General features: G+C 39.9%; 18 protein-coding genes. 12 read left to right on the plus strand and 6 right to left on the minus strand.

Going from position 1 to position 21,852, the window contains the following annotated elements; genetic code table 11:
- Nucleotides 1–92: 92 nt before the first annotated feature.
- Nucleotides 93–2,654, minus strand: a complete 2,562-nt coding sequence (locus ADIARSV_RS04680; protein WP_016194259.1) for an ATP-dependent Clp protease ATP-binding subunit — start codon at nt 2,652–2,654, stop codon at nt 93–95.
- A gap of 189 nt (nt 2,655–2,843) precedes the next feature.
- Here ADIARSV_RS04680 and ettA point away from each other — a divergent pair, with 189 nt between their 5' ends.
- Nucleotides 2,844–4,526: an energy-dependent translational throttle protein EttA gene (gene ettA / locus ADIARSV_RS04685; RefSeq protein ID WP_016194260.1), complete on the plus strand. Its 1,683-nt coding sequence runs from the start codon at nt 2,844–2,846 to the stop codon at nt 4,524–4,526.
- Between the two features lie 45 nt (nt 4,527–4,571).
- Nucleotides 4,572–5,393 carry an MOSC domain-containing protein gene (locus tag ADIARSV_RS04690; RefSeq protein ID WP_016194261.1) on the plus strand — a complete coding sequence of 274 codons (822 nt, stop codon included), beginning with the start codon at nt 4,572–4,574 and terminating at the stop codon, nt 5,391–5,393.
- 3 nt (nt 5,394–5,396) lie between these two features.
- Here ADIARSV_RS04690 and ADIARSV_RS04695 read toward each other — a convergent pair whose 3' ends face one another.
- Nucleotides 5,397–6,458, minus strand: coding sequence for a metallophosphoesterase (locus tag ADIARSV_RS04695; RefSeq protein ID WP_016194262.1), 1,062 nt, complete (start codon nt 6,456–6,458; stop codon nt 5,397–5,399).
- Between the two features lie 245 nt (nt 6,459–6,703).
- Between ADIARSV_RS04695 and ADIARSV_RS04700 the strand changes: the two genes are divergently transcribed.
- Nucleotides 6,704–7,081: a hypothetical protein gene (locus tag ADIARSV_RS04700; protein ID WP_040299093.1), complete on the plus strand. Its 378-nt coding sequence runs from the start codon at nt 6,704–6,706 to the stop codon at nt 7,079–7,081.
- 38 nt (nt 7,082–7,119) lie between these two features.
- Here the strand turns inward: ADIARSV_RS04700 and ADIARSV_RS20430 are convergent, their stop codons facing one another.
- The gene (locus tag ADIARSV_RS20430) at nt 7,120–9,081 is read right to left on the minus strand and encodes a tetratricopeptide repeat-containing sensor histidine kinase (protein WP_152439773.1); all 1,962 of its coding nucleotides are present in this window, start codon (nt 9,079–9,081) and stop codon (nt 7,120–7,122) included.
- A 390-nt stretch (nt 9,082–9,471) separates the two neighbouring features.
- On the opposite strand from ADIARSV_RS20430, the gene mnmA reads away from it, so the two are divergent.
- The 5 genes from mnmA to ADIARSV_RS04730 all read left to right on the plus strand — a co-directional run bounded on the left by mnmA (nt 9,472) and on the right by ADIARSV_RS04730 (nt 16,969).
- Nucleotides 9,472–10,560, plus strand: a complete 1,089-nt coding sequence (mnmA, locus tag ADIARSV_RS04710) for a tRNA 2-thiouridine(34) synthase MnmA (protein ID WP_016194265.1) — start codon at nt 9,472–9,474, stop codon at nt 10,558–10,560.
- Between the two features lie 86 nt (nt 10,561–10,646).
- A complete protein-coding gene (topA, locus tag ADIARSV_RS04715) occupies nt 10,647–12,992 on the plus strand; it encodes a type I DNA topoisomerase (RefSeq protein ID WP_016194266.1) in 2,346 nt (781 codons plus the stop codon).
- A gap of 24 nt (nt 12,993–13,016) precedes the next feature.
- Nucleotides 13,017–13,421 carry a hypothetical protein gene (locus ADIARSV_RS04720; protein WP_016194267.1) on the plus strand — a complete coding sequence of 135 codons (405 nt, stop codon included), beginning with the start codon at nt 13,017–13,019 and terminating at the stop codon, nt 13,419–13,421.
- Nucleotides 13,422–13,838: 417 nt separating this feature from the next.
- Nucleotides 13,839–15,968, plus strand: coding sequence for a ribonuclease R (gene rnr, locus ADIARSV_RS04725; protein WP_040299094.1), 2,130 nt, complete (start codon nt 13,839–13,841; stop codon nt 15,966–15,968).
- Nucleotides 15,969–15,991: 23 nt separating this feature from the next.
- Complete coding sequence (locus tag ADIARSV_RS04730) at nt 15,992–16,969, plus strand: polyprenyl synthetase family protein (protein ID WP_040299096.1); 978 nt, start codon at nt 15,992–15,994, stop codon at nt 16,967–16,969.
- A gap of 84 nt (nt 16,970–17,053) precedes the next feature.
- Here ADIARSV_RS04730 and rpmA read toward each other — a convergent pair whose 3' ends face one another.
- On the minus strand, nt 17,054–17,368 hold the full coding sequence (rpmA, locus tag ADIARSV_RS04735; RefSeq protein WP_016194271.1) for a 50S ribosomal protein L27: 315 nt from the start codon (nt 17,366–17,368) through the stop codon (nt 17,054–17,056).
- A gap of 70 nt (nt 17,369–17,438) precedes the next feature.
- Nucleotides 17,439–17,750, minus strand: coding sequence for a 50S ribosomal protein L21 (gene rplU, locus ADIARSV_RS04740; RefSeq protein WP_016194272.1), 312 nt, complete (start codon nt 17,748–17,750; stop codon nt 17,439–17,441).
- 271 nt (nt 17,751–18,021) lie between these two features.
- On the opposite strand from rplU, the gene ADIARSV_RS04745 reads away from it, so the two are divergent.
- Together ADIARSV_RS04745 and ppnP are read left to right on the plus strand one after the other, a co-directional pair.
- Nucleotides 18,022–18,225, plus strand: coding sequence for a hypothetical protein (locus ADIARSV_RS04745; protein ID WP_016194273.1), 204 nt, complete (start codon nt 18,022–18,024; stop codon nt 18,223–18,225).
- A gap of 111 nt (nt 18,226–18,336) precedes the next feature.
- Nucleotides 18,337–18,618, plus strand: a complete 282-nt coding sequence (gene ppnP / locus ADIARSV_RS04750; protein ID WP_016194274.1) for a pyrimidine/purine nucleoside phosphorylase — start codon at nt 18,337–18,339, stop codon at nt 18,616–18,618.
- 24 nt (nt 18,619–18,642) lie between these two features.
- On the opposite strand, the gene ADIARSV_RS04755 is transcribed toward ppnP, so the two are convergent.
- Nucleotides 18,643–19,545, minus strand: coding sequence for a histone deacetylase family protein (locus ADIARSV_RS04755; RefSeq protein ID WP_040299098.1), 903 nt, complete (start codon nt 19,543–19,545; stop codon nt 18,643–18,645).
- An 83-nt stretch (nt 19,546–19,628) separates the two neighbouring features.
- Between ADIARSV_RS04755 and ADIARSV_RS04760 the strand changes: the two genes are divergently transcribed.
- The gene (locus ADIARSV_RS04760; RefSeq protein ID WP_016194276.1) at nt 19,629–20,573 is read left to right on the plus strand and encodes a Smr/MutS family protein; all 945 of its coding nucleotides are present in this window, start codon (nt 19,629–19,631) and stop codon (nt 20,571–20,573) included.
- 20 nt (nt 20,574–20,593) lie between these two features.
- Nucleotides 20,594–21,640, plus strand: coding sequence for a hypothetical protein (locus tag ADIARSV_RS04765; protein WP_016194277.1), 1,047 nt, complete (start codon nt 20,594–20,596; stop codon nt 21,638–21,640).
- Nucleotides 21,641–21,852 lie beyond the last annotated feature (212 nt).

Genomic DNA, 21,852 nt, shown 5'->3' on the forward strand with positions numbered 1-21,852 from the left:
GGATGGGCAAAGATAAGAGTTTAAATAAAAAAACCCCATGTTTCCATGGGGCTTTTAAAATCTATTAAATCAAATGATAAAAAAAAGGAAATTTATTCTTCGTCGGCATCCTTTTTACCTTCCGGCAAATGAGGCTCTTTCTTCTTTTTTACAGCTATCAGTTTTGGAGTTATAACAATCTTATCATTTTCTTTGTTATAATCTACTTCCATTACCTGGCCTTCTGTCAAATCACCCTTTAGAATTTCTTCCGCAATCGGATCTTCCAAATGTTTCTGAATCGCTCTCTTTAAAGGTCTTGCTCCAAACTGTGAATCATAACCCTTTTCCGAAATAAACTCTTTCGCTGCGTCGGTTAATGTAATTTCATAACCTAAATCATGCACTCTTGAAAAAAGAGCAACCAATTCAATATCAATGATCTTAAATATATTCTCCTTTGACAATGAATTAAATACAATTACATCATCAATACGATTTAAGAATTCCGGTGCAAAAGCACGTTTCAGTGCATTTTCAATAACCCCTCGGGAATGATTGTCTACCTGCAATGACTTAGCCGATGTAGTAAATCCAACACCTTGTCCGAAATCTTTCAACTGACGTGCTCCAATATTGGAAGTCATGATGATAATTGTGTTACGAAAATCAACTTTCCGTCCTAAACTATCTGTTAGCTGACCTTCATCCAACACCTGTAACAGAATGTTAAATACATCCGGATGTGCTTTTTCAATCTCATCCAGTAGAACTACTGAATATGGTTTACGACGAACTTTCTCTGTCAGCTGACCACCTTCTTCATAACCTACATATCCCGGAGGCGCTCCCACTAAACGTGATACAGCAAATTTCTCCATGTACTCACTCATATCAATCTGGATCAATGAATCCTCATTGCCAAACATGAAACGAGCCAGTTCTTTTGCTAACTCCGTTTTACCAACTCCAGTAGGACCCAGAAATATAAAGGAGCCAATAGGCTTCTTTGGATCCTTTAATCCGGCTCTGGTACGTTGAATTGCTTTCGTTAACTTCTTAATCGCTTCATCCTGTCCGATAATCCGACCAGCCATCAACTCAGGCATAGCCAGTAACTTCGCACTATCAGACTGGCCTACACGCTGAACAGGAATCCCTGTCATCATCGAAACCACTTCAGCAACATTATCTTCCGTAACCGTGTACCTTTTTGTCTTTGTATCAGCTTCCCATGCGCCCTTAGCACGTTCTAACTCTTCAAGCAAATGCTTTTCAGTGTCCCGTAACTTAGCAGCTTCTTCATATTTCTGACTCCTTACAACCTTATTCTTTTCGATCTTGATCTCTTCGATCTTTTGTTCGATATCAATAATTTCCTGAGGAACATGAATATTAGTCAAATGGACACGAGATCCTGATTCATCCAAAGCATCAATTGCTTTATCCGGAAGGAAACGATCTGTAATATACCTGGAAGTTAAACTTACGCAAGCATTGATTGCTTCAGGAGTATAAGTCACACCATGGTGCTCTTCATATTTCTCCTTAATCCGATTCAAAATTTCAATTGTTTCTGCAGGAGTAGCAGGTTCAACCATCACCTTTTGAAAACGACGATCCAAAGCACCATCTTTTTCAATATACTGACGGTATTCATCCAATGTAGTGGCACCCACACATTGAATTTCTCCCCTAGCTAATGCAGGTTTAAACATATTCGATGCATCCAGAGAACCCGAAGCCCCTCCAGCACCAACAATAGTATGAATCTCATCAATGAACAGAATCACATCCGGAGATTTTTCCAGTTCGTTCATCACCGCCTTCATCCTTTCTTCAAACTGTCCCCGGTATTTAGTACCAGCAACTAGCGAAGCAAGATCAAGCGTAACCACCCGTTTGTTAAACAATACACGGGAAACTTTACGTTGGATAATCCGAAGAGCAAGACCTTCTGCAATCGCAGACTTACCCACTCCAGGCTCACCAATTAAAATTGGGTTATTCTTTTTACGACGGGATAAAATCTGAGATACCCTTTCGATCTCCTTATCCCTACCAACAATAGGATCAAGTTTACCATCTTCAGCAGCTTTGGTCAAATCGCGACCAAAGTTATCCAATACAGGAGTCTTTGATTTAATATCCGATACTTTTTTAGGTTGACTAAAAGAAGACTCTTCCTCACGGAAATCATCATCTCCTGCCGCAGAACCAGATGCTTCATCTCTGAAACCATCTCTGTTTTGTTCTACTTCTCCTTTAAATATATCGTAATTAATATTGTACTGCATTAAAATCTGCGATGCGATGTTGTCATCGTCCCTTAAGATAGATAGCAGGAGATGTTCGGTACCGATCACATCACTTTTGAAAATCTTAGCTTCCAGATAAGTGATCTTCAAAACCTTCTCTGCCTGCTTTGTAAGTGGGATATTACCTAAGTTTGCGGTCGTTCCAGAAGTACTTTTAACAGCATCTTCTATCGTCCTGCGCAATCTTGAAGTATCGACAGCTAGTGATTTAAGAACCTTTATAGCCATTCCATCACCTTCCCGGATAAGACCCAGCAGTAAGTGTTCTGTACCAATATAATCATGTCCTAAGCGAAGTGCTTCTTCTCTGCTATACGAAATAACGTCTTTGACACGGGGTGAAAATTTAGCTTCCATTTATTAACCTTTCTAACGTGTGAACGCCCTAATGTAATAATTTGTTTCATCAATACACCAAGCGAATTTGTAATATTTTAAACAACAATTAAGCCAATTTGAAAATAATCGCTGTCCATACTTCTAAGTTAATAAAAAATTATATCAAAACGCCCCAATTATTGATATTTGCACCATTAATAAGCAAATATGGCAGACGAAAAAATAATCTTTTCAATGGCTGGGGTGAATAAAATCTACCCTCCCCAAAAACAGGTTCTTAAAAACATTTACCTATCTTTTTTTTACGGTGCAAAAATTGGTGTAATTGGCTTAAATGGCTCCGGAAAATCTTCTTTATTGAAGATTATTGCTGGCTTAGATAAATCCAATCAGGGTGAAGTAGTTTTTTCTCCCGGTTACAGCATAGGATATCTCGCTCAGGAACCTATTCTTGAACCAAGTAAGACAGTAAGAGAAGTCGTTTTGGAAGGTGTAGCAGAAACCACAGCGATTTTAAAGGAATATGAAGATATTAACGAGCAGTTTGGCTTGCCTGAAGTATATGAGAATGCCGATGCAATGGATAAACTCATGCTCAAACAAGGTCTGCTGCAAGATCAAATCGATGCCCTGGGGGCATGGGAGCTCGATTCTAAGCTTGAAAGAGCCATGGATGCTTTACGCACACCCGACCCTGATGCCTTAGTAGCCAATTTGTCAGGAGGTGAGCGCAGAAGAGTAGCACTTTGTCGCCTTTTACTTCAGGAACCTGATGTTTTACTCCTGGATGAGCCTACCAATCACCTGGACGCTGAATCCATCGACTGGCTGGAACAACATTTAAAGCAATATAAAGGAACCGTAATTGCGGTAACACATGATCGTTATTTTCTGGATAACGTAGCCGGATGGATTCTCGAACTTGATCGCGGGGAAGGCATTCCTTGGAAAGGGAATTATTCTTCCTGGTTAGACCAAAAATCTAAACGACTGGCTCAAGAGGAAAAGACCGAAAGCAAACGGCAAAAAACGCTCGAAAGAGAACTCGAATGGGCGCGCATGGCTCCTAAAGCACGTCATGCCAAGTCTAAAGCCCGTTTAGCCAACTACGATAAACTGGCCTCCGAAGAAACTAAAGAAAGAGAAGATAAGCTGGAATTATTTATTCCACCAGGCCCCCGTCTTGGAAATATCGTCATCGAAGCTCAAAATGTAAGTAAGGCTTATGGTGACAAAATATTATTTGACAATTTGAACTTCTCTCTTCCCCCTGCAGGTATTGTAGGTATAATAGGACCAAATGGAGCTGGAAAAACTACACTTTTCCGTCTGATTACCGGACAGGAAACCGCCGATAGTGGATCCTTCCGTGTAGGCGAAACAGTAGCGCTTGGTTACGTAGATCAAATGCACAATGACCTGGATGCCGACAAATCAGTTTGGGAGAACATTACAGATGGGCAAGAAACCATTTTATTAGGCAATAAACCTGTTAATTCCCGTGCTTATGTATCCAAGTTCAACTTCAACGGAGCTGATCAGCAAAAGAAAATCAGTGTAATTTCCGGGGGAGAACGAAATCGTGTCCATCTGGCAATCACGCTTAAAAAAGACTCCAACGTACTTTTACTCGATGAGCCAACCAATGATATAGATATCAACACGTTAAGAGCACTGGAAGAAGGAATGGAAGGATTTGCTGGTTGTGCTGTAATTATTTCCCATGACAGGTGGTTCCTTGACCGCATTTGCACGCATATACTTGCCTTTGAAGGCGATTCCCAGGTCTATTTCTTCGAAGGAAACTACAGTGACTATGAAGAGAACCGTAAAAAGAGATTGGGTGACCTTGCTCCTAAACGAATAAAGTATAAAAAACTCTCAGTTTAAAATCACTAACCAACCGGGAATTCCGGTTGGTTTAATTTCAACCGGATGTTACAAATCACCGAACTCTTCATCTATCCTATCAAGTCATTAAGCGGTATATCGGTTAATCAGGCGGAGGTTACTTCCCGTGGATTTAAATACGACAGACGATGGATGCTGGTGGATGAGCATAATCGTTTCCTTACCCAGCGCGAACACCCGCAAATGGCCCTCATTCAGGTGCACATCACCAATACAGGTTTGCAAGTTTCTCATCCTTTACACGGATCGCTGAACATTCCTTTCCACAACCTGGATCAAAACAAACTGCCTGTAGTCATTTGGGATGATACCTGCGACGCCGAATTCGTCGGGGATCAGCAGGATGCCTGGTTCAGTACTGTCCTGAACACAAAATGCCGCCTGGTTTATATGCCTGATGACAGCAAACGCGAAGTCGATCAGCGGTATGCAAAATCAGGAATCATTACCTCTTTCTCCGACGGATACCCTTTTCTATTGATTGGACAGGCCTCACTGGACGATCTGAATTCACATTTACAACAGCCTTTGCCAATAGATCGGTTCAGACCCAATATAGTCTTTCAAGGAGGCCAGCCCTATGAAGAAGATCGTATGAACGCCATTACTATTGCAGGAATTCAATTTTATGGCGTAAAACTATGTGCCCGCTGCACCATCACCACTATCGATCAGCAAACAGGTATCAAGGATAAGGAGCCTTTAAAAACACTGGCCACATATCGTTTAAAAAATAATAAGGTACTCTTTGGACAAAACCTGACGCATGAAGGTTCAGGACACCTTACCATTGGTGATCAGATCAAAGTCTTAAGCATACATGATGAAGATCGGTTTATCGTATAACAATCATATAATTTGCTCCTCATAAATCAGCTTACCCTTACTTAAATTCCCCGAAGTATCAAGAGCCCAGGCAGAGAGATAAACAGTACCATCAATGGCAAAATGCAGCTTAAAAAAACCCTTACTCTTCTCTCCAAATTGCAGGTATTTACCCGATTGCACCACATATTTCACTTTCGATCCCGAACCACTTACTATAAAATGATTTCTATTTTTACGGATATACTGCAGATTATGCTCATGTCCTGCTGCATAGATCAGATTACTATAATTAGAAAGAATTTCTTTTAATTTATGCCTCAGTCTGCGGTAAGGCGGATGCGCCATATCTTCCCTCGCCCCTAAAAAACGCCGGTATAAAGGCAGCAAAGACCCAATGCCCGGCAATGGGATCCATGCATCCTGATCAAAGAGCGTTAAAGGGAAAATATGATGTTTTAATTTAAAGCGACCACCATGAATGGCGTAACTATAAACCGGATGATGCCCTATTACCAACAAATGTTTTCTCCGGTTGGCATCCAGCAACTGCACCAACCGGTCAAAAAAATCTTCTTCCGATGTTAACCCGTCCGCACAAGCTAATCCATTAAAACTTAAGGCCTTTTGCATCCACCACTGCGTATCAATGGCCACAACTGCTATATTATCATTCAGGGTAAAGGATGCGGGACCGGGACAACCTCCTTCCGGGAGCAAAACCTTTTCCCCAAATAAACCTTCGAGGTATTGACCCTGCCGCTCAATATATTCCTTTCCATTTTTTCTTCCTTTATTCCAATCGTGATTACCCGCTATAAAAACCACCTTACCCGGATAATTTTTTAAGGCCTCATGATGTCGGATCAATGTATTTTCGGCATTCTTCCGAAGGATATTCCCTACCGGAGGCAATCCACGCGGATAAATATTATCACCTAAAAAAATGACCGACGATGCTTGATTCGGATCAAAGTGCGCATTGAGCATTTCCAGTACAGGGTCAGGCTTAGACAAAGCAATGTCTCCCGTATCACCAATAAGGAATAAATCAAAAGATGTGTTAGAGGAGGTTTGAAGCGGCATAATTACTTAACAAGCCCCCCATGATATTGTTGAAATTCATTTTAATAAGGTTTTCCTAAGCAGTAGACGTATCAGATTTATGCTATAAAACTCATCAAAATATAATTTTTAAACATTTAAATAATACAAATTCTCTTCTATACAGGAAAAATGTTAAACTTTATAACAATTTGAGAGTTATTAAAGTAACGCCTCAAAAGTTTTGAATCAACGAATGCTTTTTCCATAAAATCATATATAAAAGAATGCTGAATTTATATCGTCAGTTAATTAGCACTAATCTTAATAATACTATTTTCGAAGAATTATCCGAAGAGTGGTTAGACAGGATTTCACCTGAAGTCAGAAGTGTGATTATTAGCGGATTTTATAACGCAGGCATTTTGACCATTAACCTTTCCGATTTCAATAAAAATGAGTTTTACACGAAAACCATCCGGCACAAATTCCCGCACTACTGCGAAAATTTATACATCCAAATAGGACCTATCATTCAAAGATGTTTGCGTAGAATGTTCCTGGGATTTAACCCCAATCTTCTGGAATACAAAGTCGTACTATTTATGGAAGGAAACGATGATGATCATCTGGAACCTGTAAAGTTTCATCTGGAGATCTTTTAGACCCTTGAAGTCAAAAACAAGCTTTTACAAAAGCATTTTTACCTTTTAAAGGTAAAGAAAAACTCAGCCCCTTTATCCTGTCCACTTTCAACCCAGATCAAGCCATCGTTAGCCAGAATAAACTCTTTACACAACATTAAACCAATACCAGTTCCAAGTTCTCCATTAGTCCCCTCTGCTTTAAGTGCAAACGAAGAAAACAGATTCTGCGCATCCTGCTCATTCATCCCTTTTCCATTGTCGCACACAGAAAAACGGATATATATATCCCACACCTGAGCCTTTAGCTCAATAACACCTCCTGCGTAAGTAAATTTTATCGCATTACTGATCAGGTTTCTTAACACAAAATCAAAATGATCCGGATCAGCACATATCTGAATCCCCGCCGGAATATGATTTACAATTTGTATCAACTTCGCGCTCGAAGGAGCTTGAAAAATGTTCAGATTTTTCTTAACAATACTGTCAACCTCAAAACTCGTTTGTTTAACACTCACGCCCTGAATCTGAATTCTTCCCCAATCTAGTAAAGAATCCAGGGTTGACAATGAGGCCTCTGTATGCTTTTTAAGCACCCCAACGATCCCCTTCAATTCAGCCTGATCCATTCCTCCGTTTTCGAAGAGCGTTAACATTTGTACAATATTACCCACCGGACCTCTTAAATCATGTCCAATTATAGAAAATAGTTTATCCTTTACCAGATTCGATGCCTTTAGTTTTTTATTTAGTTTACGAACATTGTATAAGGTGATGTATACGGATGCGAGAATAAGGATCACAAAAATGGCTACTCCTATTCCTGTATTTCGCTGAAGTGTTCTTTTGCTATTTACAAATTGGAGCGTTTTAACATGTGCATTTGCCTTATCTTTTTCGTAGACAGACTGCATCATTTCCATCTCTTTTTTTCGGTCTATACTAAATGCATCCTTATTTAAATTATATCGCTTCTCCGATATTAGAAAAGCATCTTTATAATTCCCCTGTTCATTAAAAACCGCAATCATTGCCTCACAGCTTTCTGATATGAGATTTTTATCGTGAATAAAAATGGCTATGCTTAACGACTTTTGTAACCGCTCAAGCGCCTGTTTAAATTCTTTTTTATCCGAATAATCGGAAGCAAGATTTAACAATGCCCTGGATTCGCTTGCTGGCAATTTATAAATCCTGGATTCTGAAAGTGATTGCTGATAATAAGTCAGCGCTTTATCCTTATATCCCAGCTTATAATACGCATTACCTGTATGTATAAGCATAGGTACATGCAAACTTGCAAACGCTGGCTTGTTGGATTTTTGAACTCCTTTTAAAAAATAGGTTAATGCCTGCTGCGTTTTACCCATACTGACATATAAAATTCCAAAACCTTGTAATATCCTTATGGTCTCGTATTCCGAAGGTTTTTTGTCGCTCAACCGCTGCGCCTTTTTATAATAACCCAAGGACTTTTCCAGCTCTCCTGCACCACTACAAATCTCCGCTAGCTTGATAGTGGATTGAACAACACCAACATTATTATTTAATTTTTTATAGATCGCAACCGACTTTAGTAAATCCGCTATCGCCTCGGGATAGTTTCCCATTTTGCTTTCCACAGTCCCAAGAACATCATATCCGGAAGCAACCCCTTGTTTATTATTAATTTTTATTAACCCTTTTAAAGATTCTTCTGCATAATGTTTAGCCAGACTTAAGTTACCATCATAGGTATTGATGGTCGCCAATTTACCTATCATCACCAGTTCAGCATAGGGATAATTTACTTTACGCGCCAGGGTTAGTCCACTTTTTATATAATAAAGCGAGGAATCTAAATTTGAACCCAAATAATAAGTACCAAGATCCTGATAGATCCATACTTTAGCCGTGTCAGATTTTTCCACTTTTAGCTTTAAAAGCAGTTTTGAAGGATGTTCCTGTGATAAGGCAATCGTATTTAAAAACACAAAACAAATAAGTGAGAGTTGCCTCATTGCTTTACTATTCTTCAATTTTAGGAATATAAGTAAGATTTATGCTTGTCAAAAAAAAAAGCTTGTTAACTTAATTTTGATGTATAATTTATCAAAATAAATTCAAGTATACCTCTTTTGCTTTGCAATATAGGCTTAAGCTTTTATTAATTGATCGTTGCTGGATATGGTTACCCATAAGACTACCCTAATAAATGATTTCAATCATCTCAAATAAGTCCTTCTGATCACTTTTTATTTTCTCAAATACACGGATGTTTGTCTCAATGATTGTTGCTACCCCAAGCAACTTTTTCATAGGTAGATGTAGGGTCAGGCAGTTTCATATTGCCTGACTTTTTTTTTAGGCTACATTTTACACGTCATTGACCCCCTATACTCATCTTTAATTTATCTTTGTAAATAATTATGAGTAAGCACGGAAGAATTTTAGTGGCAATGAGTGGCGGAGTGGATAGTTCCGTAGCTGCTGTCATGTTACACGAACAGGGCTATGAAGTAATAGGCCTGACGATGAAAACCTGGGACTATGCTTCCTCTGGTGCTTCATCAAAAGAAACAGGATGCTGCAGTCTGGATTCCATCAATGATGCCCGTTCTTTAGCCGTAGGATACGGATTTCCTCATTACATTCTGGACATTAGAAGTGAATTCGGAGATTTTGTGATCGACAATTTTGTCGATGAATACCTGGCGGGAAGAACGCCCAACCCATGTGTATTATGCAACACCCACATCAAATGGGAAGCGCTATTAAAACGTGCAGACAAACTGGACTGCGAATTTATAGCTACAGGTCACTATGCCAATATCCGACCTCAGGATAGCGGACGTTATGTAATTTCAAAAGGTAAAGACGAAAACAAGGACCAATCTTATGTCTTGTGGGGCGTGTCGCAAAAAAACCTTTCCCGTACTAAATTCCCATTAGGAAGTTTTACAAAAACAGAAATCAGGCAAATGGCGGTCGATATGGGCCAGACCGAACTCGCCAAAAAAAGTGAGAGTTACGAAATTTGTTTTGTTCCCGATAATGATTACCGTTCTTTTTTACGCCATCGCGTAGAAGGACTGGAAGAAAAAGTAGAAGGCGGAAACTTTGCACTCACCGACGGATCAATTGTAGGCAAACATAAAGGTTATCCTTTCTACACAATAGGTCAGCGAAAAGGTCTGGGCGTTGCTTTTGGACATCCCATGTTTGTGAAGGAAATATTACCCGAAAGCAATACAGTAGTACTAGGCACACATGAGGAGCTAAACAAGTCTGTAGCCTTCGTAAAGGGCTTAAACCTGGTCAAATACGCAAGTATAGACCAGCCGATGGAAGCCATTACCAAAATAAGATATAAGGATGCTGGTGCCAATAGTATTATCGTGCAGGAAGAGGGATTAATGAAGATCGAATTTGAGCACGCGGTTACCGGAATCGCACCAGGACAATCAGCCGTTTTCTATGAAGGAAATGACCTTTTAGGTGGAGGTTTTTTAATCTAGTTATTAAAATAAGCAGGCCCAAATCAACATCTTATTTTGGATTGGGTTGATTAATGCCTTTATTTGCAGAAAAACCAAGCGATTGAATGGCTAAAAATTTACTAATCGTAGAATCTCCTGCTAAAGCAAAAACCATAGAAGGTTATTTGGGTTCCGATTTCATGGTAAGATCTAGTTACGGACATATCCGTGATTTGGTTAAAACCGATGATGCTATAGATGTTAATAATAATTTTACCCAGCGGTATGAAGTACCGGCGGATAAAAAAGCTGTGGTCAGCGAACTGAAGAAATTAGCTAAGGAAGCCGAGATGGTTTGGCTGGCGTCGGATGAGGATCGCGAGGGTGAAGCCATTTCCTGGCACCTTTTTGAAACTTTAGGACTAAAGGACGAAAAGACGAAGCGCATTGTTTTCCATGAAATCACTAAACCGGCAATTTTAAAAGCGATTGATTCACCACGAACCATCGATTATAATCTTGTTTATGCACAACAGGCACGCAGGGTACTGGACCGTCTGGTAGGTTTTGAATTGTCTCCCATTCTATGGAAGAAAGTAAAACCATCTTTATCTGCGGGCAGAGTTCAATCCGTTGCTGTACGATTAATCGTAGAGCGCGAACGTGAAATCAATAAATTTACCCCCATTGCTGCCTATAAGGTTACTGCCATCTTCAGCACAGACAAAGCCAAAGAGATCTTTAAAGCTGAGCTCCCTGATCGTTTTGATACGGAAGCTGAAGCAACAGACTTTTTAAACGCTTGTATGGATGCTACCTATAAAGTAACATCTGTTGAAAGCAAACCGACAAAACGTAACCCATCCGCTCCATTTACCACTTCTACCTTACAACAGGAAGCGAGCAGAAAGTTAGGTTTTTCAGTTTCCAGAACTATGTTAATTGCCCAGAAGCTTTATGAGTCAGGGAAAATCACTTACATGAGAACAGACTCCGTGAATTTATCGGATACTGCTCTGGAAGCTGCCACCAACGAAATCAACAATGCTTATGGCGAAAAATACCATCAGCACCGTAAATATAAAACCAAGTCTGCCGGCGCTCAGGAAGCGCATGAGGCAATCAGACCTACCTATTTTGATGTCCATTCCATTGATGGTGATGCTTCAGAAAAACGTCTGTATGAACTGATCTGGAAGCGCTCTATTGCTTCTCAGATGAGTGAAGCTCAATTTGAAAAAACAATTGCCAAGATCAACATCTCTACCCGGAAGGAAAACTTTACTGCCAATGGTGAAGTTATGAAGTTCGACGGATTCCTGAAAGTATATATGGAATCGGTGGATGACGATCTGGAACAGGATGTTAACCTGGATGAAGACGCAGATAATGCCCTGCTCCCTCCTCTTACTAAAGATCAGTCACTGGTTAATCAGGAAATCAAGGCAACTGAACGTTATTCGCGTCCACCTGCCCGTTATACTGAAGCCAGTTTAGTTAAAAAGTTAGAAGAGCTTGGTATCGGTCGTCCATCTACTTACGCGCCAACCATTTCAACTGTTCAGAACAGGGGTTACGTACTAAAGGAAGACCGCGAAGGAAAATCAAGGAATTTCAATGTATTGACTCTTGCCAAATCAACTGTAGTTAAAGATATCAAAACAGAGATTACAGGTGCGGAGAAATCTAAATTATTCCCTACTGATATCGGTGCGGTTGTTAATGACTTCCTGGTACAACATTTTAAGGGGATTGTCGACTTTCACTTTACCGCTAGTGTAGAAAAAGAATTTGATGAGATCGCCAACGGACTAAAAGACTGGACCGAAATGCTTAAGGCATTTTACAGTCCATTTCATGCAGAAGTAGAGAACACCTTACTCAATGCGGAAAAAGCCCGTGGAGAAAGAGACCTCGGTGAAGAACCAGGAACTGGTAAAAAGGTTTCTGTAAGGATTGGCCGCTACGGTCCCTTTGTTCAGATTGGTGATACCGAAGGAGAAGAAAAACCACGTTATGCCAGCTTACGTTCCGGCCAGATGATTGAAACCATTACGATGGACGAAGCAATGGAGCTTTTCAGACTTCCTAAGGTTGTAGGCGTGTTTGAAGAAAAAGACATGACTGTAGCCATCGGACGTTTTGGTCCTTACGTACGCCATAACAGTATTTTTCATTCTTTACCAAAAGGAGTAGATCCACATTCGGTTACCGAAGAAGCTTGTATTGAAATCATCAAGGAAAAACGTCAGAAAGATGCCGAAAAGTTAATTAAAACGTTTGATGAAGATCCAACAGTTAAAATTCTGAATGGCAGATGGGGACCCTATATTGAATACGGAAAAGCTAATGTGAAAATTCCTAAAGATAAAGAAGCAAGTGAACTGACTTACGAAGAAGTAAAGGTCTTATTCGAAGCTTTTGAGAAGGAACCTAAAAAAGCAACAAAAAAATTCGCAAAGAAAAAATAAATCGTTTGATCTGACTATCCACCTATGAAAAAAGATATTCCAGAAAACCGCGTAGAAGATATTGGGATAACCGTTGTACTTGAAAGTGACAGTCCCCAGGGACGTTCATGGAATGTATATCTGATAAACTTGAAAAATGTGGCCATTGAAACTGTCCTGGTATCATCCAAAGGATATGGAACAAAAAATGGAGTGGAAGTAAAAACTTCTATTTTAAGACATTCAATTGGTGATGTATCATCAAAAGGATATGCTAAAATAGAAGCCATAGATGAACAGGTATTTGGCTTGACAAATGAATATTTATTAAGCTATTATATTGATAAACAGATCTTCGATAAGAAATACATATTCGTGCCCGAAAGTATTGTAGAAACGAATATGGTACGAATTCCACTACTCAATAAACCTGGTGTATTAATCCTGTAGGTTAGGATTTATTATACTTTGTATCTTTAAAAAGAGGCGACCGATCAGGTCGTCTCTTTTTTTTTGTTTTATTATTAGAAAGCAGACAAATAGATCTAGTCTTTAAATTCCACATACTGAACTAAGGTAAATCTAACATCAAATAATGGTCAGATTTACGGTGATGCCACAGTGATGCCACGGTGACGCCACAGTGAGGCCACGTTTTTGCGTCAAAAGGTGGCCTCACTGTGGCGTCACTGTGGCATCACCCTTGCGTCAAGGATAATCTGATGGTAATCTGAAGGTAACTTGTTTAATCCTTTTGATCTAAAAGACTACCATCGATCGTAGTAATTTTATATATTCGATCCAGATAAAAGGCAAATTTATTAACTTGGCCTTTTACGATCAATACATCTGAAATAACCATGAACTATGGCAAAAAAAAAATCCAACCATCTGATAGTTGTTTTTACGCAACTCATCACTGATATCTTGGAAAAGGGAGGTAACACTCCTATGAATTATAAACAGATTGCTTCAAAACTAAATTTGACTGACCCCGAATCACGGGAGACCATATTATTAGTATTGCAGGAGGAGACCCATAAAGGAATCTTTTCTGAACCTCAAAAGGGCAAATTTCAACTGAAAGAACTTAAAACCATTGTCACAGGTAAAGTTTCAATGACCAGTGATGGCTCTGCTTTCATTGTACCTGATGATGACCTTGAGGAAGACATCTACATCGCTCCCCGAAAAGTAGGGATCGCGCTAAATAACGATAAAGTCCGCGCTTACGTTTTTGCAAACACCAAAGGCAGAAGAAAAGAGGGCGAGATCATCGAAATCCTGGCCCGTGCCAAAATGGATTTTACGGGAATCGTAAAGATCTCAGATAACTTCGCTTTTTTTATACCGGACGACCGCAAGATGCTGAGGGATATTTTTATTCCATTAGAAAAGCTGAACGGAGCTAAACACGGAGAAAAAGCAGTTGCCAAAATCACGAACTGGCCCGACGATGCGAAGAATCCACTAGGAGAAATCACTACCGTATTGGGTAAACAGGGTGAAAACGATACCGAAATGACCGCTATTCTGGCCGAATACGGGTTTCCTTTAAAATTTCCAAAAGAAGTAGAGCAGGAAGCGGACGCAATTAAGGATGGGATTACAGCAAAGGAAATTGCGAAGAGAAGAGATTTCCGCGACATCCTGACCTTTACAATTGACCCTGCAGACGCAAAAGACTTTGATGATGCGATTTCCTATCGTGTGCTGGAAAATGGAAACTATGAAATAGGGGTTCATATTGCGGATGTTTCGCATTACGTCATCCCCGGTACAGCATTGGATACGGAAGCCTTTGAACGGGGTACTTCAGTATACCTGGTCGATCGTGTGATCCCGATGTTGCCGGAGCGGCTTTCGAACGGAGTATGTTCATTACGTCCAAACGAAGACAAATTAACTTTCTCAGCGGTATTTGAGCTGGACAAAAAAGCGAATGTTATTGAACAATGGTTTGGAAAGACTATCATCCATTCCAACAGACGTTTCAGTTATGAAGAAGCACAGGAAGTGATTGAAGGCAAATCAGAAGATCTGAAGGACGAAATCCTGAAACTGAATGAACTTGCTTATATCCTGAGGGACAAAAAATTTAAACAGGGAGCGATCAGTTTTGAGACTTCTGAAGTGAAGTTTAAGCTTGATGAAGCGGGTAAACCTATCGGTGTATACGTGAAGGAACGCAAGGATGCACATAAACTGATTGAAGATTATATGTTGCTGGCCAACAGAAAGGTGGCTGAGCTGATTGCAAAAAAAGGAAAGGGTAAAAACAAATACACGTTTGTATACCGTTCGCATGATGCACCAAAGGAAACCGCTTTACTTAGTTTTGCGCAGTTTGCTGGTAAATTTGGCTATAAAATCAATACCTCTTCCAGTAAAGAAGTGGCCAAATCGCTCAACCAGTTAATGGAGGATGTGGAAGGCAAAAAAGAACAAAATGTGCTGACTCATCTGGCAATCCGCTCCATGGCAAAAGCCGTTTATACCACGAAGAAATCCAGTCACTATGGCCTGGCTTTCGATTATTATACCCACTTTACCTCTCCTATCCGCCGCTCACCCGATGTGATGGTGCACCGTTTGTTGCAACATTACCTGGATGGAGGGAAGTCCGTGAATGAAGAAGAGTACGAAAAACTGTGTCTCCATGCTTCACAAATGGAGAAGAAGGCAGCAGATGCAGAACGTGCTTCGGTTAAATATAAACAAGCTGAGTATCTTCAGGACAATATTGGTAAAGAATACAATGGTATTATTTCCGGTGTTACTGAATGGGGCATGTTTGTGGAGATTGAAGAAAATAAATGCGAAGGCATGATACGGCTTCGGGATATCTCAGATGATTTCTATGTATTAGACGAGAAGAATTACTGTATCATCGGTCAGCGCAAAAAGAAGAAATATCAGCTGGGAGATGAAGTCAGGATCCTGGTGAAAAAAGTAGAATTGGCTAAACGTCAGATTGACTTTAAATTATTGCATTAAAAAAGGAACCCTATTCGCGAATGATGTACACGATTACGCAATTACAGGATTTAGTAAATAAGCAGATAGCTGCGAAGAGTTACACGGAATCCCCGTCGGAACTATATGAACCTATTACTTATATTATGTCGTTAGGGGGCAAGAGAATGCGCCCTGTGCTAACTTTAATGGCTTGCGACATGCTCGATGGACCGATTACTGCCGCACTTGATGCTGCAGTAGCCATAGAAGTGTTTCATAATTTCACATTGATGCATGATGATATTATGGATAAGGCTCCTTTACGAAGAGGAAAGGCGACTGTGCACTCGAAGTGGAATGACAATATAGCAATCCTTTCGGGCGATGTGATGCTTATTGAATCATACAAACTGCTGCTGGGTTCGGTGGAGAGCAGTATCTTGAAAGAGGTACTGGATGTATTCAACGATACCGCCGCGGGTGTATGCCAGGGGCAACAGATTGATATGAACTTTGAAATCACAGATGAAGTCAGCGTTGCCCAGTATATGGAGATGATCCGGCTTAAAACAGCTGTATTGCTTGGTGGAAGTTTAAAAATTGGTGCGCTGATTAGTAAAGCTTCTACCGCAGTAGCGGATGAGTTGTATAATTTTGGGGTAAATGTTGGAATTGCCTTCCAGCTGCAGGACGATATTCTGGATGTTTACGGAGATCCGGAGAAATTTGGTAAGCAGGTTGGCGGGGATATTCTTTCCAATAAAAAAACGTTCCTCCTGATCAAAGCACTGGAATTAGCAGATGAGCTGGATAAAGAAGAATTAACCTATTGGATTAATGCCAGGGATTTTGATCCTGCCAGCAAAATAAATTCCGTTACAGGAATTTATAACCGCTTAGGCTTAAGACCACTTGCTGAAGAAGAAATGAACCACTATGCCAGGAAGGGACTTGCCGCACTGGACCAGGTTTCCGTAGCTCAGGAGAAAAAGCAAGCGCTGGCAGAATTTGCGGGACAGCTTTTAACCAGGGAAGCATAAGTTTCCAATCTGGCTTAAATAAATTTATCGTGTAATAAAAAAGGCTACTGATCAGTAAGGCCTTTTTTATTACACGATAAATTCTTATTCAGCAGTAGCAAGAGCTTCAGCTTCAACAGCTGGACTTTCTACTAGAACAGAAGCTTCTAAAGGAAGAATAGAAACATATGATCTGTTATCTTTTTTCTTTCTGAACATTACAGTACCATCAACCAGAGCGAAGATCGTATGATCTTTCCCTAAGCCAACATTCTTATCTGGATGGTGTTTAGTTCCACGTTGACGAACAATGATGTTACCTGCAATAGCTGCCTGACCACCAAAGATCTTAATACCTAAGCGTTTGCTATGCGATTCTCTACCGTTATTCGAACTACCAGCGCCTTTCTTATGTGCCATGTTTTTTTATATTTTTGAATTGAAAGATCAATTCAGGTTATTATTCTGTGTCTGTATATTAATTTGTGAATTACAAACTAATACTTGTGATTGCAATCTTTGTGAACTGTTGACGATGACCGTTCTTTTTCTTGTATCCTTTACGACGTTTCTTTTTGAATACAATCACTTTATCTCCTTTTAAATGAGTTAAGATCGTTGCTGAAACTTTCGCACCAACTAAAGAGGGAACACCTACTTTAATATTACTTCCGTCTACAGCTAACAATACCTGATCAAATTCAACACTAGCGCCTTCTTCTCCTTGTAAGCGATGTACAAAGATCTGCTGGTCTTTTGCAACCTTGAATTGCTGTCCTGCTATATTTACTATTGCGTACATTGTTAGTTATTATTTTTTTTAAATGAGGTGCAAATATAGAAATTATTTCTTAACAGGACAAGCATGTGTATATAAATGCGCATAATAATTAATTTGAGTAGTTTTTGAGGTACTAAACTACACACCGTGGTGATGTTCTACATATTCTACTTACAAGTAGAATCCATTAAGCATTCATAACGAGCGTTTTAGCTATATTTCTAACAGTGGCACGGTAATGCTACGAGGGTTTATATAAATAATTGAATAATTTAATTTAAAACAATATAACATGAAAAAATTAATGATCGCCGCTTCTTTAATGGCATTTGCAGGAGTTACAACTTTGACAGCTACAAGTCACCCGGTTAAATATACTACAACACAAGTTGCACAGGACACTACAACTGTTCCTACCGATACTACGAGTACACCAGCACCTACTCCAACGGATACAACAACTGTACCGACTGACACTACAACGGTTGGTCAATAATCTGTTCATCACAGAGATTTCCCTTTAATATATAATTAAAAACTACCTTAAAGCCCCTATATGGGGCTTTTTTCATTTAAAATCCTGATCTTCCGTTTTTAAAATAAAGATATGATACAGGTAAACGAATATTTTGACGGTACAGTTAAGTCATTGGGATATGAATCACCAGAAGGAAAATCGACTATTGGAGTGATGGAAAAAGGTGAATACGAATTCAATACCTCCCAAAAGGAATACATGACCGTAATAGAAGGAGAGTTAGTGGTATTGCTACCTGAAGCTACGGCATGGAAAAGTTTTAAAAAGAATGAGACCTTTAGTGTAGATGCTCATCTATCCTTTAAAGTAAAGGCTAACGAACAAAGTTCTTACCTCTGCAAATATGCCTGATGGAAGGAGGGCAACCTGCTCTCTTTAAAAGAATAACTGATCTGCAACTCTATAGGTATTGCAATGGGCCTCTACAATATCGATCATCTGAACGGAGTAACCACCACCCATACTAACCTGCAAGGGGATATTCCATTGCTTGCAAGTACGCAGCACAATTTCATCGCGTGATTTGCAACCTGCCCTGCTTAAGGAAAGATGTCCCAATTTATCAGAAGCCAATACATCTACACCGGATAAATAGAACACAAAATCGGGTTTTATCTTTTCAAAAAGCTTTGGGAGCTGCGTATTTAATATATCCAGATATTCCTGATCTTCCATACCATTAGGTAATCCAATATCCAGATCGGACTTTTCCTTTCGGAAGGGAAAGTTTTTCTCCGCATGCATAGAAAAGGTAAAGACCTTGTTATTATTGGAAAAGATTTCCGCAGTACCATTGCCCTGATGCACATCCAGATCAACAATTAAAATATTTTGCGCTAAGTGTTCGCTAAGCAGATAATTGGCGGCAATGGCCTGGTCGTTTAAAAAACAAAAGCCTTCAGCCCAATTACTGCCGGCATGATGCGTACCACCAGCTACGTTAAAGGCAATACCATATTGCAGCGCGTAATGGCAGCCGGCAATGGTACCTTGGGCAATCCGCAGTTCGCGATCTACCAATGGACGTGTTAAAGGGAAACCTGATCGTCTGATTTCTGCAGGACTTAAACGCAAATCCCGCAAACGTTCCCAATAATCTTGCTGGTGGGATAAAAGAATGATATCTTCAGTGACCTTACCGGGAGAAAAGATATTCTCTTGCGTGATTAATCCCTCATAAAGCAGCTGTCCCGGAATCAATTCATACTTCAGCATTGGAAAACGGTGCCCCCCAGGTAAAGGCAAAACATATGTGGGGTCCCAGGCGATCTTTAACACAGCCCTAAAATACAAAAGAAATGAAACTCCCTTATATCATTCGCTAATTAAGTAGTTTTGTTTTTCAATTAAGATACATCATCATGGATTTGAAGCTAGGAGAATTTGTTCGGTTTGTAGACGAAAAAATGGAAGGTTATATCACCCGTATCATCAGTGAAGATATGATAGGAGTAACAGGAGAAGATGACTTTGAAATTCCTGTACCGGTTGCCAAGGTAACGCGGGTACATGGGCATAAATATGCGGATTCGCCCGAAGAGGTAACGCCTGCAGCAGCAGTATATACAGGACCATTTGAAACCAAGGGAATCTTTGTTTCTGTGGTACCTGATCAGAATAAAGGATCAGTGGTTCATTTTAACCTGGTGAATGAAACCTCCTTTCAACTTCTGACAACACTGGTTACAGAGAAGGCGGGCGTATCCAAGGGAGAATACGCGGGTATGATCAATCCACATTCCACAATGGATATCTATTCTGCTAACCTGGCAGACCTGAGTGTATGGCCTGCATTTACAGTAGAGATCCTTTACTTCTCGAAACTAAGTAGCAGTATCCCTGCTGCGCTACGGTTTACAGAGCGTTTTAAAGGAAAGGATTTTGCTGGAACGAAAAAGAGGGTTGCCCTTCTAAATAAGGATGCCTGGACATTCCGCCTGGATGAAGAAGATGTTGTTATTGACGCAGAAGCACTGAAGGAAAGTTTTTTTAAGCCAACAGAAGAAAAGAAGACCGTAGAGAAACCGGCAAATGAAATTGATCTGCATATCGAAAAGTTGCGGGATGATTTTGCGCTTTTAAGCAAGACCGAGATTCTTAAGATCCAGATGGATCATTATCAGAAGGCTTTGGATGCCGCTATTGTACATAAGCTACATTCCGTGGTCTTTATTCATGGCGTTGGCAATGGAACCCTAAAAATTGAAATCCACAAAACCCTTGGACGGAATAAACAGGTAAAGACCTTTATGGATGCCCGCAAAGAAAAATTCGGGTATGGAGCTACAGAGATATTTTTAAAATAGTATATAATATAATTTTCCCTATGCCGGATTACGAAACCAGAGCAGACGTACCTTCAAAGAAAAAGTTCTGTTACCCTATTACTGAACCCTTAAGGGAATATTTAGTCAAATACAACAGGGAGGTAAAACTTCCTGTGCAGTATGCCGATTTGCTGCGTTTTCAATTCAGCACTCCTTTATTAGATAAGGCAGGAAATGACACTCTATGGCAAACGGTATATTATGACCAGTCGGAAATGGCGGACCTCTTTCCGAACCTGAATTATATTTATGCGTTGATGAATGCGGACGGGGATATGCAGGTAATGGAACATCTGCATATTGCGCAAATAGACTATTGTACGTTCGGGAATTCCAAACCTTTCCGGATCAGGGTAATCAATAGGTTCAATGATAACTACGATTACTTCTATGTAAAGGTGGCAGACGCTTCCAGAGTGTACGGAATCGAGCTGGAGCACATTCTATCGCCAAATCGAATTACGTACCTTACAGACAACAATACGCTTATTGAGGAGCATATCTCCGGACTTCCGGGTGATGTTTTCATTCAGCAGCGTACGAATACCTCGAAATTTAACCAGATCCGTATTTGCAAGGAGTTTGTTAAATTCAATGAACGCTGTTTTATCCGTTTGCTTGGCGACATGCGGTCCTATAATTATGTAGTTCATATTACTCCGGATATTGAGGGGAATCAATATCGGATCAGGGCGATTGACTTTGATCAGCAATCCTATGAAGGGCGAAGAAACTTTTATCTGCCACAGTATTTCAAAGAAAACAACAAGCTTGTTCAGTTGGGCATACAACATATGGACAAAACAACCATGCGGCAATATCAGGAAGAAGAGCGAAGCTTAATCAATGGTCGCATGAAACTAGTGAAATACCGGCTTAGCGATATATTGAATGTCATGAAGAAACATGAGATTTCTCCAAGGGAAAAAGTGCTGCAATTACGCAACGAATTATGGGAATATCATAAAAAGGGGTCTTTCTTAAAATGCAACACCATGGGAGAATTAGTAGAGGAACAACTCATAGTATTCTTCGAAAAAAAATAATGTGCTTAAGGTCATTTTTAAAGAGGCATATTTGATAAAAATCACAATATAATTAATGCTTTTTTTAATCGAAAAACCACTTAAAAGCGATAGTAGAAAAGTAATAATTTGCAGAAATTACAAGGGCTTTCATACATTGTTGAAATTCAAGCAAAAGTACTGTTGAATGATGTGAACAGGCTTTTTCAGCTGTATATTTGTTGTACAAAAAA

Source organism: Arcticibacter svalbardensis MN12-7 (genome assembly GCF_000403135.1).
Lineage (GTDB): Bacteria > Bacteroidota > Bacteroidia > Sphingobacteriales > Sphingobacteriaceae > Arcticibacter > Arcticibacter svalbardensis.

Bases quoted from the DNA above. Each gene is read 5' to 3' on its own strand.
- ADIARSV_RS04680 (WP_016194259.1), bottom strand. From the start codon at position 2,654: ATGGAAGCTAAATTTTCACCCCGTGTCAAAGACGTTATTTCGTATAGC.
- ettA (WP_016194260.1), top strand. From the start codon at position 2,844: ATGGCAGACGAAAAAATAATCTTTTCAATGGCTGGGGTGAATAAAATC.
- ADIARSV_RS04690 (WP_016194261.1), top strand. From the start codon at position 4,572: ATGTTACAAATCACCGAACTCTTCATCTATCCTATCAAGTCATTAAGC.
- ADIARSV_RS04695 (WP_016194262.1), bottom strand. From the start codon at position 6,458: ATGCCGCTTCAAACCTCCTCTAACACATCTTTTGATTTATTCCTTATT.
- ADIARSV_RS04700 (WP_040299093.1), top strand. From the start codon at position 6,704: ATGCTGAATTTATATCGTCAGTTAATTAGCACTAATCTTAATAATACT.
- mnmA (WP_016194265.1), top strand. From the start codon at position 9,472: ATGAGTAAGCACGGAAGAATTTTAGTGGCAATGAGTGGCGGAGTGGAT.
- topA (WP_016194266.1), top strand. From the start codon at position 10,647: ATGGCTAAAAATTTACTAATCGTAGAATCTCCTGCTAAAGCAAAAACC.
- ADIARSV_RS04720 (WP_016194267.1), top strand. From the start codon at position 13,017: ATGAAAAAAGATATTCCAGAAAACCGCGTAGAAGATATTGGGATAACC.
- rnr (WP_040299094.1), top strand. From the start codon at position 13,839: ATGGCAAAAAAAAAATCCAACCATCTGATAGTTGTTTTTACGCAACTC.
- ADIARSV_RS04730 (WP_040299096.1), top strand. From the start codon at position 15,992: ATGTACACGATTACGCAATTACAGGATTTAGTAAATAAGCAGATAGCT.
- rpmA (WP_016194271.1), bottom strand. From the start codon at position 17,368: ATGGCACATAAGAAAGGCGCTGGTAGTTCGAATAACGGTAGAGAATCG.
- rplU (WP_016194272.1), bottom strand. From the start codon at position 17,750: ATGTACGCAATAGTAAATATAGCAGGACAGCAATTCAAGGTTGCAAAA.
- ADIARSV_RS04745 (WP_016194273.1), top strand. From the start codon at position 18,022: ATGAAAAAATTAATGATCGCCGCTTCTTTAATGGCATTTGCAGGAGTT.
- ppnP (WP_016194274.1), top strand. From the start codon at position 18,337: ATGATACAGGTAAACGAATATTTTGACGGTACAGTTAAGTCATTGGGA.
- ADIARSV_RS04760 (WP_016194276.1), top strand. From the start codon at position 19,629: ATGGATTTGAAGCTAGGAGAATTTGTTCGGTTTGTAGACGAAAAAATG.
- ADIARSV_RS04765 (WP_016194277.1), top strand. From the start codon at position 20,594: ATGCCGGATTACGAAACCAGAGCAGACGTACCTTCAAAGAAAAAGTTC.